This is a genomic window from Pseudomonas sp. B21-015 (genome assembly GCF_024749285.1).
In the GTDB taxonomy this organism is placed as follows: Bacteria; Pseudomonadota; Gammaproteobacteria; order Pseudomonadales; family Pseudomonadaceae; genus Aquipseudomonas.
The window spans coordinates 2644644-2660651 of record NZ_CP087196.1 but is presented as its reverse complement, the minus strand read 5'-3'; the positions used below and the strand labels follow the sequence as shown (position 1 = coordinate 2660651).

General features: G+C 60.8%; 4 protein-coding genes. All 4 read right to left on the bottom strand.

Annotated elements, in window-relative coordinates:
- Nucleotides 1-49 precede the first annotated feature (49 nt).
- The 4 genes from LOY38_RS12090 to LOY38_RS12075 are packed head-to-tail and all read right to left on the bottom strand — an operon-like array spanning nucleotide 50 to nucleotide 16008.
- Complete coding sequence (locus LOY38_RS12090; RefSeq protein WP_258700206.1) at nucleotides 50-1069, bottom strand: threonine/serine dehydratase; 1020 nt, start codon at nucleotides 1067-1069, stop codon at nucleotides 50-52.
- A gap of 5 nt (nucleotides 1070-1074) precedes the next feature.
- Nucleotides 1075-2094 (bottom strand): 2,3-diaminopropionate biosynthesis protein SbnB, encoded by a 1020-nt coding sequence (sbnB, locus tag LOY38_RS12085; RefSeq protein ID WP_258700205.1) that lies wholly within the window; start codon nucleotides 2092-2094, stop codon nucleotides 1075-1077.
- The gene (gene sbnA / locus LOY38_RS12080; protein WP_258700204.1) at nucleotides 2091-3062 is read right to left on the bottom strand and encodes a 2,3-diaminopropionate biosynthesis protein SbnA; all 972 of its coding nucleotides are present in this window, start codon (nucleotides 3060-3062) and stop codon (nucleotides 2091-2093) included. The genes sbnB and sbnA overlap by 4 nt, the downstream gene beginning before the upstream one ends.
- 58 nt (nucleotides 3063-3120) lie before the next feature.
- The gene (locus tag LOY38_RS12075; RefSeq protein WP_258700203.1) at nucleotides 3121-16008 is read right to left on the bottom strand and encodes a non-ribosomal peptide synthetase; all 12888 of its coding nucleotides are present in this window, start codon (nucleotides 16006-16008) and stop codon (nucleotides 3121-3123) included.

Below are 16008 nucleotides of genomic sequence, written 5' to 3'. Positions count from 1 at the left end.
GATTTTAGTGGCAGCTCCCCTCCGCGCAATGCTTCTTGTACGGCGCCCGTCAGACGAATCGCGCACGAGCCACACAACGCGCGTGAACTTCCTGGTCAACATTTGCGCCTGAGCAAATGACACCAAAAAAACTTCCTTCTACTTTGGAAGTTCCATCAAGCACCGACGCTAGAGCGATTGCACCAGAAGGCTCAAGCATCAAGCCCATTTCTTCATAAGCGAAACGCACCGCATAAGCCACCTGATCGTCATCAACACACGAAGTACCCAATGTGCTGAACTCCGACAAACTCAAAAGCAGTCTGCTAGGCATTGCCGTCAACAATGCGTCACAAATTGACCCACATGTGCTGATATTCCTTTCTGGGGACTCGACGCGACGGGCGCGCCCCACACGATCATAGCCCTGAGGTTCAACCGCAATGATTGAGCATGGCTGCTGTGCCTGACTGGCCGCAATGCAGCTGCCCGCAACCAGCCCACCTCCACCGCAGGGCACAAAAATATGGTCTAGCGTGTACCCTTTATTATGCGCTGCCTCGATCAATTCCAAGGCAACGGTGCCCTGTCCCGCAATGACCTCGACATCATCGAAGGAGGGAATCAACAAAGCCCCACGCGTCGCACAGATTTGCTCGGCAATAGCATTTCTATCATCTCGGTCTCGGTGATAGAACACGACTCTACCGCCAGCCTCACGAACTTTTTCGAGTTTGATAGAAGGGGCGTCGTGTGGCATGACCACTGTCACGGGAATCGACAGGAGCCTACATGCCATCACTACTCCGATGGCGTGATTGCCAGAAGAATAGGCAACCACTTCTTGAGGACGCTGTGCATGTGCCAACAATGCATTGAGCGCACCGCGAAACTTAAATGACCCGCCGCTCTGCAATGACTCTGCCTTGACCAGAACCCTGGCGCCAGCGGCTCGGTTAAGCGCTTCCGACTCCAGTACTGGAGTACGAACGATCATCCCCTCCAGACGCCGCGCCGCTTTATGAACCGCAGCAAGGTCAAGCGAGGATGTCCAGCGGGAATCAATTGTTTCTAAGCTATCAGCTGTCATCAGACTCACCATCGTGCCGTGCTGGCAAAAAAGTTATCGATTTCAATCGCATGCCCGCTGGCTTGTGCCGCCTTAAGGACAAAATCACCCAGCGCGATGTCCAGCACCCCCAGGCCAAAAGGTGAAAATATGCGCGCGCGGGCAGGATCCGGTAACAGACGGTGCGTAAGCACCTCGTGCAAAGTACCGGCGACAAACGCCCGGCTGCCGGTCTTTATTTCCGCCAAGTGGGGGGATGTGTACGATTTCAAACAGTGGTCAACATCGTCGAGCACATTTTGCGCGTCGAGTATCAGGCCCGGATCTATGTCACGCAGAGAGATGTTCAGAACCGTCGGTGCATGGGCGAACAGATCGGGGTCGACCAGGTGGGGGGACGCGGCCGTCGTCGCCAGCACGATCAGTTGCGCGTCCTCACAGCTGGCACGTGAATCGCCCACGACTCGGGCCTCGCCCCTGTCCTTTTGATTGATCCATCCGGCAAGGCGCCGGGCATCCTCCGACCTCAGGTCATGGACCGCGATTTCCTCGGCCGACCAGCCATCGGCGAACAGGTAATCCAACGTTTGCCGGGCTATCACCCCCGCCCCGATGATGCCGATCTTGCGCACATTGCGGCAACCACCCGATAACGCTCCGGCCCCCAACGCCGCGGAAGCGGCAGTACGGTGCGCACTGATCAACGAGGACTCCAGGACGGCCCTGGGGTATCCGGTGGCAAAATCATTGAGAATCAGCACCGCTGAGGCGCGTTGCAGGTTCTGCTGAATGTTCCCTGGAAAGCTGGCGATCCACTTCAATCCTGCAGTGTTCACCTCCCCCCCCAGATACACCGGCAATGCAATGATCCGTGCATCGGGTTTTTGTGGAAAACGCAGGAAGTAGCTGTCGGGGTTTATCGAGTCGCCCTGACCATGAAGTCGATAAGCCAGGGCTATCACGTCCATGACCTGACGATGCTGCCCCGACAGAATGCCCTCGATGGCCGCACCGCCGACTATCACAAACGAAGTCCCGGTGCTCATGAAGACATTTCCACTGCACGGTTTTCACTGGAGAAATGTCGAGCGACCCACGCGTCATCATAAATGGTATCGAGGTACTTCTCGCCCAGATCAGGGGCAATGACCACCAGGGTGTCACCACGGGTCATTTGCGGCGAAAGCGTCGCAATGGCTGCCAAGGTCGACCCTGATGAGCCGCCGAGCAGGATGCCGTAACGACGGGCCACATCGCGACAGGTGGCGATGGTATCGCGCTCGGTCACCGATACTACGAAGTCGGCTTGCGACGCATCCAGCAATTGTGGTTTCTGGCTGGCGCCTATCCCCGGGATGAGTCGTTTCCCAGGCGCTCTGTCGAAACTCACGGATCCGACCGGATCGACAGCAACCAGCTGCGTGGAAGGCGACTCCAGCTTGAACACCTCGGCACACCCCATGAACGTACCGGAAGTCCCGACCCCGATGAACAACCATTCAGGCGCGGGAAAGGATCGCAGTATTTCCTGAGCGGTCTGCTCCCGATGGGCCTGTGCGTTCGCGGGGTTGGAGTATTGATTGAGCCAGACGCAATTGGGGTCCTCGGCACAGATCTGGCGAATGGTCTCAATGCGCGTGCCGACAAAGCCACCATTGGCATCACGCCGGTCGACAACAATAGTACGCCCGCCATATGCATGGATGGCCTTGAGATTGGCCTGCGTCACCATGGGGTCAGTGACGCAAATGAAGCCGTAGCCCTTACTTGCGCACACACAACTCATCGCCACGCCGAGGTTGCCGGAAGAGGACTCGATAAAGGTGGTCAGGCCTGGCGTGGCCAGGCCGCGCGCTTCAGCAGCCTCGATCAAGGCAATGGCCGGCTTGATTTTGATTGATCCCGTTATATGGTGCCCTTCGAGTTTCAGTACGGTGCGACAGCCAGGCACAAACTCGGGCAGTTCCAGAAAAACATCACGCATAATCAGATCGAGCGAAGTGTTGGCTAACATAGCGACCTCCTGGTCTCTTCAATGAAGTAGGCTCGACAACCGCCCGTACATCGTTAGTTCAGTCCTGCGTGGTGTTGTCCATCAACTCGCTCAGAGCCGCCGCCAGCACACCCTCCTCCGCGAAAGACAGATCCAGCGCATGCTCGTCCTCCACCTCCAATACCTGGGCCAATGCCTGGGGATACACGGCCTGGATCCTGGCGACATACTGCGGATCAAGCCGTGACAGCTCGACCGTCCAGAACACCGACAAGCGTTGCCCGATGATCAGAGCACTAACCTCCAGCGCCGTTTCACTGCCATTGACCGCCGCACGTACCGCCCCGGTATCACCTTCGACCCGCCACAGACCGCATCCCTCGCTGGCACCCGCCGTGCGCCCGTAATAGGTAAAGGCGAGCTCCGCCGGAGGCTGATTGGCCAGGCTGGCGCGCAACTCGGGATCAGGGTCATAGGTGCGCAAGATTCCATAACTGGCGGCGAGCGAGCGTGCCCGTCGCAGCTGGCCGCTGATCGCCCCCAGCGCGTCGGCAACCGCGCCGTCGCGAGGCAGGCGCAAGCGCACCGCGAAGTGCGTTGTGAACCAGCCAAGGGTGCGTGACACATCGATGTCGTCGAAAAGGTCACGGCCATGGGTTTCACTGGCCAGCACCACGTCGGACCAGCCGCTGGTCTGATGCAACGCCAGCACCAGCGCCGTCAATAACACCTCTTCGATGCGTGCACCGGTTCCCACCTGCAAGATACGGCTCGAAAGTTCCTCGGACAGCGGGCCGCCCAGTACTTCGGTCCCGGATTCGACGCCGGTCAAGGCCCCGGCAATCGGGTGGGCCGCCCCCAGGCGTGACTGTTCCATCCAGTAGGGAAAGTCCACCCGCAACGATCGCGACTCCGCCACTGCGATAAGTCGCTCCACCCAGGTGCGATAACTGGCACTGCGCGCATCCGCTCGCCACTCCTGCGGGATGCGCAAGGCTCGGTCCAGATCATCAAGCAGGACGCGCCAGGACACGCCATCAATGATCAGGTGATGAGCGATCAGCAACAATCGCGGTTGCGCACCCGTTTGCAGCGCGACGCGAAGCAAAGGACCGTGCTCCAGGGAAATACCGGCATTGAGCTCGCTCCCGACCTGAGCCAGGGTTTCACCCGGAAGCAAAACCCGCAGTTCAAACAGGGCACCGCTGGCAGTGTATCGCTGCTGCCAGCCACCATCACCGAGCCGGCGGAAACGCAACCTCAGGGCATCATGGCATCGAGTGACCTTATCCAGTGCGCGGTGGACCTGCTGTTCATCAAGCAGTTGCTCTGCTCCCAGCAGAATAGATTGATTCCAGTGCCGGGGTAGCGGCAGGTCACGCCCCAGAAACTCGGCCTGGATGGGCGCCAATGGGCAGTTGCCATCCGCTGCCCGCTCCTCGCTGGCGCTCTGGATTACACTGGCGACCGCCGCCAGCTCCGCAATCGTTTGGTTCTGAAACACCTGTTTAGGCGACAGACGCATCCCTTCGCGTGCGGCGGCCGAAACGATCTGGATGGCCAGAATCGAGTCCCCTCCAAGGCTGAAGAAGTTGTCGCGCAGACCGACAGTGGACAGACCGAGCACCTTCTGCCAGATCCGACCCAGGATCTCCTCGGTCCGGGTTCGCGGCTGCATGTCCTGCAACGGAACATCAATGCCACCGAACAAGGGTTTTGGCAGAGCCTTGCGGTCTATCTTGCCGTTGAGGGTCAAGGGCAAACGATCGAGCACGGTGATGCTGTGGGGCACCATGAAATCGGGAAGATGCTCGCCGATATGGTCCCTGAGCCGCAGCATGATCGGTTGCATCGCACGGTTGCGCAGCGGCTCATTGGAACCCGCCCCGCGGCCAGGGAATGCCGGCCAGCCCGTCAGCATGGGCTGAAACAGCAGGTCGTAGACAAATGGCTGGTCCTCGATAAAACGCGACTGCAGCAGCAGGCCGTGACGGCTCGCCAGTTGCTGAAAGAAATCCAGAGTCGGCGCCTCCTTCATGCCTGGCGCCTGACCGGCGATCCGCGCAGCAAGCTGGCGGTCCCGTTCAAGCCGTCGGTTGGGAACGCCGGAAACCCGCAAGTTGTTGCGCCCCAGGTGTTGCAAATGTTGCTCCAGAGCCTGGGCATCGTCCTCCAATGCCTGCCACGGCAACTGTTCACAGGCGGGGGAATTCTGGACATCGAAGGTCAAGGCCGCGTCGAATCGATAGCGGGTCAGCTCATTGTCGAAACCACCGGTTTTCAACCACGTGAGCAATCCTGGAGAACGCAGGGCGAACGCCGGATCGGTCATCAAACGGGCAAAGAAACCGCTCGACAGGAACAGCTCCTTGTCCTGCACTATCGCGCTGCTGGCGCGGGCGGACAATTGGTCCAGCGGATAGTCCGCCGCATCGTTCGCCGCCATGGCCGTGTGGAAGACTTCCTGCAACTCAAGGCTGCGCAAATCCCCCAGGTAGATTCGCCCGCCTGCCGAGAGCTTGCCAGCGGCCTGGTGCAGCACATTAATCAAATAGGCGGAACTGGGCAGGTATTGCACCACCGAGTTAAGCACGATCAGGTCGAATTCACCCTCATCCAGTTGGGCGAGTTCGTCCGCGGCCAGATGTTCCAGGCGCACGTGCTGCCATTCAGGCCGCAGGGTCGTCAGCAAGCCACTCAAGCGCTGCACCACGGGTTCCGAGAAGTCCAGGCCAACGTAACGTTCACAGGAACCGGCCAACCCGAACAGCACCATGCCCGTACCACAACCGATTTCCAGTACCCGCCGTGGCTTGAATGCCTGCATCCGCCCCAAGGCTTGATCCAGCCAGTCACGCATCTCGACAGCCGGGATCGAAACCCCGGTAAAACTGTCGTTCCAGCCAGTCGTATCAAAGGTCGGATCAACCGGTCCCTGAATCGCTCCCGCGGCTTCGTTTTCGTAAAAGTAGTTGTATACCGAGCGCCACTCCTGCTGCCGGCCGCTCTGCATTTCCTGGTCCAGGGTGGACTCGACGTAGGACCAGTCGGGGGAGACGTATGCGACCAGGCGCTTGCGCCCCTGGTCATCGTCAACGACGGTCACGACGCTTTGCTTGACCAGTAGATCCTGATCGAGCAACGTTTCGATTTCACCAAGTTCGATACGGCAGCCGCGTATTTTCACCTGGTTGTCTATGCGTCCCAGATACTCCAGCAGTCCATCCGGCGTCCAGCGCGCCAGATCACCGGTGCGATACATTCGAGTGCCACAATCCGGGTCAAACGGGTCGGCGACGAACGCCCGCTCCGTGACTTGAATGTCATTCAGATAGCCGCCCCCCACCGCAATGCCGGCGACGCATAACTGGCCTACCGCGCCCGGCGGGCACAGCTGGTCGGTATCGTCCAGAACATACAGGCGCACATTGCCCACCGGGCGACCTATAGCAATACACGCCAGGTCCTCCGTGGGCGCCTGCGTCATCAGATGATGAGTCACGTCATCGGAGCATTCCGTCGGGCCATAAGCGTTCAGCAAGGCAATGCCCGGGAACAGCGCGAACCAGCGACGGCAGAGCATCACCGCCAGGGCCTCCCCGGTTGAAATCATGACTTTCAAGGTCGTGAATGAAGGCGTATCACGACGTTGCGCCAGGCCAACGAGCAGCTCAAGAAAGGACGGCACGGTCTCCAGCACGGTGATTGCACGCGCCTCGCACGCCTGCATCAGCAAGCCGGGATCGCGCACTGTTTCATCGTCGAGGATGTGCACCGACCCGCCAATCATCAGCGGCGCAATGTACTGCCAGATGGAAATATCGAAGGTCTGGGGAGCGGTTTGTGCCAGGCGATCCTGCACGCCGAGTTCCAGGTCGGCAATCTTCGCTCCCAGGTGATTGATCATCCCCTCATGCAGGACAATCGCACCCTTGGGGGCACCCGTCGATCCGGAAGTGAACAGCACATAGGCCGGCTCTCGCTGCAGCCCGTGTGCCAATGGCAACGGATCGCCGGCAATCAGGCAGTGCTCGAACATCAGCTGACGCCCCTCCCAGTCCAGCGTCCGGGCTTGTTCGACCAGCGCCTCACAGGTCAGCACAGCCTGGGCCGCGGACTTGCGCAAGACCTGGACCGAACGGCTCGGCGGATGGTCCGGATCGATGGGAAGATAAACCGCGCCCAGTTGCCACAAGGCCAACATCGTCACTGCCAGTGATGTGTCTCGCTTGAGACAGGTCGCCACCAGCGAACCGCGCTGGATGCCTTGTTCGGCAAGCCCGCGCGCCAGTGCGTCGACCCGCTCACTTAACTGCCCGTAGGTGTAAGTGCCATCTTCTCCGGAAATGGCGATGGCATCCGGGGTCCGTTCGGCCCAGATGCGGAGCATCTGGCTCGGCGAATCCAGTCCATAGTCCACAATAGAACTACCGAGGCCGACCTCCAGCACTTGACGATCGGATGCGGTCAACAACCCGATCTCCTGCACACCGGTGTCCGGGGCCAGCAGGGCCTGCTCCAGGAATACATCGACTGCTCTCAGCAGTTGATCGATGCTCTCGCGCCGTTGTAACCGGTCATTGAAAATCGCTTCGATCAACAAGCCCTCAGCATTACGCGTGGCATTGATTTCCAAGTCCACCCGGGAGATCCCGATGTCCAGCGGTATCCTTTTCAGGGTGGGGCCGGCACCGGAAAGCTGGCTGTAGTCCATCGGTTCCTGATAGGTGAACGCCACTTGGAACAGCGGGTTCCGGCTCAGATCGCGAGCCGGTGAAAGCACGTCGATCAACTCGTTGAACGGCAAGTCGCTGTGGTCCAGTGCATCAAGGATTGTCGAGCGCTCGGTATTGACCAGCTCTCGAAAGCTCTGTTCACCCGTCAGCCGGGTGCGCAAGACCATCTGATTGACGAACAACCCCACCGCATCGGCGCAGGACTCGGAAAAACGATTGGCGACATCGGTGCCCAGAACGATATCCCGACGGCCACTGAAGCGTCCCAGGACCGCAGCGACTGCCGCCATCAACACCATGTAACTGCTGACACCCTCGGCCGCGGCAAACTCATCGAGCCTGGCCAGAACGGCGCTGGGCACTACATGACTGGCGATGGCACCGTGGAAGGTTTCGGCCTTGGATCTTGCGAAATCGAGCGGCAACTCCAAAGGCGCCGGCAAATCATCCAGTTGCCTGGTCCAGTAATCGATCAACACGGCCCGACGCTCAGAGGTCAAGCGGCGGCGCTCGGTGTCGATGTGCTCACGAAAGCTGAACGTCATGGGTGGCAACGCTTGATGGGCTCCGCTGAGCAACGTCGAAAATTCGTTGAGCATTATCGACAGGGACCAGCCATCGCAGACAATGTGATGCACCGTGACCAGCAGGTAATGATGGTTATCTTCAAGACGTAACAAGCGCGCACGCAGTAAAGGACCGCGCTCCAGGTCGAAAGGCAGGCGAGCCTGCTCACGGGCATGCGCCTGGGCTGCGGCGACACGCTCGTGCGGTGGAACGCCCTTGAGGTCCAGCATGGAAAAGTCCAGGGCCGCCTGCTGATTGAACCTGGCCTGCACCCGCCCATCGTGTTCTTCGAACGTCATGCGCAGCGCATCATGCCGAGCGCTGATCTGCTCCAGCGCTTTGACAATCATCGCGCTTTCGATATCACCGGCCACACTGAGCAGCATCGAATCGTTGTAGGCCGCCTGATCAGGCAAAATCCTGTCCACCAGCCACAGGCGTTCCTGTGAAAAACTGACTGGCGAAAGCTCCGCCACCGGCAGTTGCCCGACAGGCTGTCGCGCTGGCGGCACATCGGCGCTCAAGGCGACAAGCAGCTCGCCAAACCTGGGGTTTTCGAAAATGGTACGGACCGAAACTTTGGTCCCCAGCTGATGACTCAGGCGACTGGACATCACCATCGCCCGCAGCGAGTTGCCTCCGGACTTGAAGAAATCACTTTGCTCATCCTCAGGAAGCGTCAGCAGTGTCTGCTCCCAGATCCGGGCGATCTCATTCCAGCGTGCATCCTTGATCTTCAACGCTGACGTTGCAGGCTGCACGGCTGAAGGCGCAGGCACCTGATGCTGCCCACGGGCAATGGCAATCAGGGCTGCATTGTCGAGTTTGCCATTAGGGCTCTTCGGCAGCGCGGCGATGGCCAGGGCAAGCGGCTGCATGGCACTGGTCAGCGTTTGTTGCAGATGACTGCGAATTTTCGCCGTATCGACCTCGACACCTGGATACAGTGTCGCCAGGGCCGCAATCGCGCCGTCGTGGTCAATGGCACAGGCCGCATCGGCGACGCCCTGAACGGCACGGATCTGCTCCTCGATTTCTGCCAGCTCGATGCGCTGCCCACCCACTTTCACTTGACGGTCCTGACGCCCCAGGAACTCCAGTTGCCCGGCGGCGTCCCAACGTCCGATATCACCGGTGCGATAGACCCTGATCGGCTGCGCGCCCGCCGCCAGTTGCAGCGTACAGAACGCTGATCGGGTCTCGGCCTCCCGATGCCAGTAACCCTCGGCCAGCCCCGCGCCGCTGATGCAGATTTCCCCTGGCTGACCTTCAGCCACCAACTGGTTGTCGGCATCCACAAGATGGATGGCGCCGTTGCCCAGCGCCGAGCCAATCCGTACTGGCCCAGGAACTACGCGCCATGCCGCCGACCATATGGTTGTTTCAGTAGGCCCATAGACGTTGAAGACCCTGCCACTAACAATCTGCAGCAAATCATCCGCGACATGCCGAGGCAACGACTCGCCACCGATCAGCACGGTGTCGAGTGCGGCGATGGCGGTGCGGCTCTGGCTATCGCTGAGCAGCTCCCGCAGGACGGTGGGCGTGCATTGCAGGTGAGTAACGCCATGCCGGGCGCACAACCCGGCGACAGAGTGATCATCCTGTGAGGACGGGGGGCAAACCTGCAACTGCCGACGCACCTGGTCAAGATGGTTGAGACTGTGCAGAACCTGTTCGCTGCCGACACCGAAATCGATCAGGCAAGCAAACTCGTTTACGCCGATGTTCATCAAGCCACGCGCACGCTCGACGCAGTCCTGCACGCTGCCGATCAGGCTGGCGCTCTGCATGTAGCGCTCAAGCCCCCGATCGACCAGATAATCCAGATCGTCTTCAATGCCGGTATTCACCGTCTGTCCAAACACTGAACGAGCCAAGTCCACGGATGACATCAGGTAGTGCTTGAGAGGTCCACTGGCAATCTCCTCGGCCTCGGTCCGAGTCGCCGCCACAAAAGTATGCAACATCAGACTGACCGTGCCCTGCGTACCACCGGCACGGCGATAACGCTGGATATTGTTCTGCAACGCAGCCACATCCTGGGCCAACAGATGAGTCAGCACACCCGTTCCTATTTGCCCGGCGGTCTCGAATGTCTCGCCCGCACTCGAAGCCGATAGCCATAGCGGTATCTGGCCTTGAACGGGTTGCGGGAAGGTCGAAATCATCTGCTCACCCGTCCCACGATCCAGGGTTACCATCTGCCCTTGCCACAACGCGCGTAAAGTGTTGACGGCCGCCAACGTGATTTCTCGCCGATGCTGGAAATTCTGCGGTCCTCCGTGTGCCAGGAGAAAATCGTTCTGGTCCCAACCCGTGGCAATCGCGATACCTGCCCGCCCGCCTGACAGGACATCGACCATCGCCCAGTCTTCAGCGACCCGCACGGGATCATGCAGAGGCAACACCAATGAGCCGGCCCTGATTTGCAGATTTTCAGTGGCGACAGCCAAGGCCGCGCTGCTGACAGCCGGATTGGGGAATGGACCACCAAACGGATGGAAATGGCGTTCCGGCGTCCAGATGGCATGGAAGCCGAGCTTGTCGGCTCGACGAGCCGCTTCCAGCATCAACTCATAGGCCTCGGGCCCTGTCTGACTGGCAAAGAAAAACAGACTGAAGTTCACCACTGGCTCGACCGGTGCGCGATGTAACGGCAGCAACGCCTGCGGCCCTTCATGGACCACGATGGTCCCCTCGCGCACCAGGGGATACAGCAGCTCCAACAGTGAAATATCAAAACCGGCCGAGGTCAGAGACAGCCATATCCCGCCCTGCTCATCCCCAAGACGATGGGTCATTGCCGCGAACAGACTCGCCAGGGCTTTGTGGGAGACCAGGACGCCTTTGGGGTTGCCCGTCGAACCCGAGGTGTACAGCAGGTACGCGGCGTCCTCGGGACGCGGGTCGAAAGCTGTCGACACTCGGCTATCCGTCGGCGCCAGCAACTCATCCAGAGTCACATGGGGCCAGCCCTCCACCGAGGCCGGATCATCGGTGATGATCAGGCCGGGCTGGGCATCGCGTAAAATCGCCTGGCGACGCGCCATCGGGTGCGCAGGGTCCAGAGGCACATAGATGGCCCCCGCAGCGAAAATCCCGACCAGCGCAGCGATGTAACGTTCCGACCTCGCCGCCAGGACCGCCACGCGCCCCGCTGCGCACACCCGTTCGCGAATCCTCGTGCTCGCACGCTCACCAAGCATCCCCAACTCGGCATAGCTCAACGAACGGTTGCCACAAATAACGGCATTGGCGGCAGGGACACTGGCGATAACCCTGCGAATACTGTCGACGACTGTCTTGTTATCAAACGCCGGTTCGATCGACCGGAGCTCATCGCCCGCAGGCAGTGGAACCACATCATGAGTCGCCAGCGGGTCGTCGACCAGGGCCGCGAGCGCCGCCCCGTAGAGCGCGGTCAGGCGCACGCGGTCCGCGCGGGACAGCACATTGCCTTTGATGGCCAGCGTCAACTTAATGCTGTCATCGAACGGATCGACCGAGAAGTTGGCCACTAATTTGAAGCTAGAGGCCTCATGAGCTTTCAGTTCCAGCAACTTGACTCCCAGACTCTCAAGGTCGGAAGCAATGTGGTAGTGGGTGAAGTAAAACAGCGTATCGGACAACCTGGCGCCCGCGTTGATGTTCTGGATCTGTGCCAGCGGCAGGCGGCGATAAGGTAGTACCTCGCCTTCGGCCTCCAGCGCCACTCGCCCAAGGTCCACCCAGGAACCGGGCTCTACCCTGGCCCGGATCGGCACGCTGTTGATGAACAGCCCGACCAGTTTTTCTCCATCGACATGCTCGGGACGCCCGGTCATGACCATGGACGTCAGGCAGTCCGCCTGGCAGTTCATCTGACTGAGCACCTTCAAATGCACGGCGAACAACAGGCTTTTCAGCGGCAGGGAGTGGGTGGCGCTGATCCCGCGCAGAAGCACCGCATGCTCCTGCGAGATGGCGACGGGAATGATCTCGACCCCACTCCCCTCACCTGGAACACGCACTGGCTGGCCCAAGAGTCCCGATGGCGCGTCCTGCAGATAGCGTCGCCAGAAATCACGCGTCGAGGCGCAAGCGACCGCTTGTTGTTCCAGAGCGATGTAGTCGGCATAGCGGGTCGTAGGCGCTGGCGGCAGCACCTGGTTGTCCAGCAACGCCCGGTACAGGCCGAACAGCTCCATCAGCAAACTGACATCGCTCCAGCCATCGATGATCGCGTGGTGAAAACTCATCGTCAGTTGCACGCTGTCCGGGGCCAGGCATTGCACGCGCAAGCGCACCAGGGGCAATTTTTCGATGTCGAAGGAACGGGCTTTTTCTTCGTCGAAAGCGCTGACGATGCGTGCCTGCTGCACGTTGTCATCCAGACCGCCAAGGTGCTCGATGTCCAGGATATCCATTCCCTGCTCGTGTACCAATTGGAGAGGCTCGCTGTAGCCGGCAATGGCGAAGGTGGTGCGCAAGGTCTCATGACGAGTGACCAGCAAGCGCGCCGCCTGACGCAGGACATCAAGATTGGGGGAAAACTTCAGTCGGTAGCTGAAGACGTCGAGGTAGACCGCGTTATCGCGCTCCAGCTCGTAATGAAAAATCATCGCGGCCTGGAGCTGACTGATCGGATAGGCATCCGCGATGCCCACTGGCAATGCTTGGCGATCCTGCGCCTGCAGGAGGGCAAAAGGTTCGATGCCGGCAGCGGCGCTGCCGGCCGCACTGGCGACCTGGGCCAGCGACCTGATGCTGCGGCGTTCAAAGACATCGGCGACGCTGAAATGGATACCTTCGCGTGCAGCCAGGCCAACGATGGAGATCGAGCGGATGGAGTCCGCACCCCGATCGAACAGGTCATCGGTCACGCCGATACGGGCACAGCCCAGTACTTGCGTGACAACAGCCAACAGCGCGTGCTCCAGCGCCGAGGCCGCGGGCTCTGGTGGCGCAACGTTGGGCAGCGCCACCATCTGGCTAGCCTGAAGGGTCAGAACGTTACGGTCGATCTTGCCATTTGTAGTGAGCGGCAACGCCGCCAGCACCGCAATACGGGCAGGGACCAACGCGGCGGGAAGCACGCCACGGACATATTCACGCAGGGCTTGCGGCTCGATTGCTGCAACACCATCGACACTGACAAATGCGGTGAGGGTTTCGATACCGCCATCGACGCCGGACTTGACCACCGCCGCCGACTTGACGCCCACTGCCGACTCCAGGCAACGCTCGATCTCTCCGGGCTCGATGCGAATGCCATTGAGCTTGAGCTGATCATCCAGACGCCCGAGATAGTCCAGCGTGCCATCGAATCGCATCCGGCCCCGGTCGCCGGTTCGATACAACCTTCCCGGCTCCTCGGGGGTGGAGACAAAGCGCAGGGCGGTCTCTTCCTCACGGCCGCGATAGCCACGCCCGACGCCCCTGCCGGTGACACAGATTTCGCCGATGGCCCCCACCGGAAGCACTCGGCACTGACGATCGCGCACACTCAAATGCACATTATCAATGGCCCCGCCGATGGGCGCCGGCGCGCCTTCGGGCCAAAGGCCTGTGATCTGTGCCCAGGCACAGCCGACCACCGTTTCGGTCGGACCATACTCATTGAACACGCGAGCAGGGCGAGGACCGTTGAGCCAAGGTTCGATGACCGGAAAAGGCAACGCCTCCCCACCCACCACCAGCACCCTGACCGCTCCAGACAGCGACTCGGCCGCAAACAGAGTGTTGAGCAGGCGCAGATAGGACGGCGTGGCCTTGAGCAAGGTGGCGTCTCCGCGACGCAGCAACGCACAGACCTGCTCAACCTCTGAGCCCGTCCCGTGTCCGTTTTCGCTTTCCTCGACCAGCAACAAGCGTTGCCCCACCACCAGCGGCCCCAACAGAGCCGTCAGCGTCAAGTCGAAGGTAACCGGCGACTGCACGATCGCTCCGCGCCCCTCGGCCAAGGCATAGTGCCGCGCTGCATACAACAAGTAGTTCGATAACCCTCCTTGAGTCAGCTCAACCGGCTTGGGCAAGCCGCTGGAACCGGAAGTGTGCAAGATGTAGGCGATATCTTCCGGATCAACCGGATCACGGGGGAAAGACCGGTCGTCATGGCCGATCCGCGCCATGTCGATCCAGTCGCAGCTGTCGTCTTGCTTATTGGCAAGGGTCTGGGCGGCCCCCAGCGCCACTACCGCCCCGGCCCCGGCCAGCAATGCGTTCAGGCGCGGCGCAGGCATAGAGGGTGCGATCGGCATGAACACCGCTGCGCATTTGAGCACGCCCAGGATTGCCGCGACAAAATCGATACTGCGCGGCAGAACCACCGCCACCACATCCCCGCGGCCTACCCCGCGCTGCTTCAGGTCACTGGCGATACGTCGAGCGTAGTGGTCCAGCTCGCGATAACTCAGAACCGTCTGCGTGCCAATGCGCTCGATAGCGATGGCTGACGGATCCTGGTCGACGATGTCTTCGAACAGGCTCAGGAAGGGGCGCTGCCATCCCTCGGCCCGGGGGCCACGGGAGGTCAATACGGCGGCCTGCGGCAACGTCAGCGGCAGGTCATCGATCAGGGTGTCGGGCGCTTGCAGAGCGGCCTGTAGCCCACAGGCAAATGCGAGGCGCAGCGCTTCTGCGGTCGCGGTATCGATCACTCGGGGATCGTGATAGAGCCGAACCTGCAAACTGCTACCCAGGCGGTGGCAGGTCAGTGCCAGTGGCACGGCGCCGGGCATCCATTCAATTCCCACAAGTGTCAATGGGCCCATCGTCGCCTGCGGCGTATCGATCCAGGCCAGGCTCGCATCCGCAAGCCTTGGCATCGCGGCCAGTGGTGGGGTCCGATCCAAGGCAGTATCGCTCTGCAAGGCAGCCACCAGCGCCGACAAGGACATCTGCGGGTCTGCCGAGACAGCAACCTGCGCGGCGACGCGGTAAGCACCGACACCGGCGTTGTCTCCGATGATCGCCCTGATGGACCTGGAGACAGCCATGACCGGCGCGCCATCGACGCGAAAGCGCGCAAGGACGGCGGTAAAGGCTGCCAGGCACACTACGCGATCGACCCGCTCACTATCCTGAGCCGCTACCGAACCGGCCGGGTCCTCGGCCACCTGGGCCCAGGCGCTGGTCTCGGCGATTGGCTCCGCAGGCGTCGGGCATTGGCTTTCGAGCCAGCCGGCCACTTCGCAAAAGTCCAGCCGTGTCGCACATGGCAACCCTTGTATTTCAGCGGCCAGCTCTTGACACAGCAGTACCCAGCTTTCCGGATCGACCAACACCGCCCTATGGCGCAAAGCCACCAACGTCGGCCCGACGGCAGCCGGCACGATAACGATATCGCCCAGCCAGTCATCACTCACCGACGGCATGTGCAGCAGGCTGGTCGCCAGAGTCGTCTCAGCGGACAGCGGGTCGGCTGCCTGCGCTAAAACCCGAATCAACGGAGGCGCGGACTCAACCAGCTCCACCACTGGTTGACGCCGGGTCTCAGGGACCAGCAACCGGCTGCGCAGGGCCTCGTGACGCTGCCAGACGTTGCCGAGCGCTGCATGCAGGCGCTCGAGTCCGACGCTGGAATCGACTTCGAGTCGACACACACTTATACGAGGCCCTGCGATGCTATCGCCCGCCCATTCGAAGACTTGGTGGGGAGCCGCAGCTGTATGCTCGTGCAT

What these genes read in the sequence shown, in the direction of transcription:
- sbnA (WP_258700204.1), bottom strand. Translation starts at nt 3,062, where the DNA reads ATGTTAGCCAACACTTCGCTCGATCTGATTATGCGTGATGTTTTTCTG.
- sbnB (WP_258700205.1), bottom strand. Translation starts at nt 2,094, where the DNA reads ATGAGCACCGGGACTTCGTTTGTGATAGTCGGCGGTGCGGCCATCGAG.
- LOY38_RS12075 (WP_258700203.1), bottom strand. Translation starts at nt 16,008, where the DNA reads ATGCACGAGCATACAGCTGCGGCTCCCCACCAAGTCTTCGAATGGGCG.
- LOY38_RS12090 (WP_258700206.1), bottom strand. Translation starts at nt 1,069, where the DNA reads ATGACAGCTGATAGCTTAGAAACAATTGATTCCCGCTGGACATCCTCG.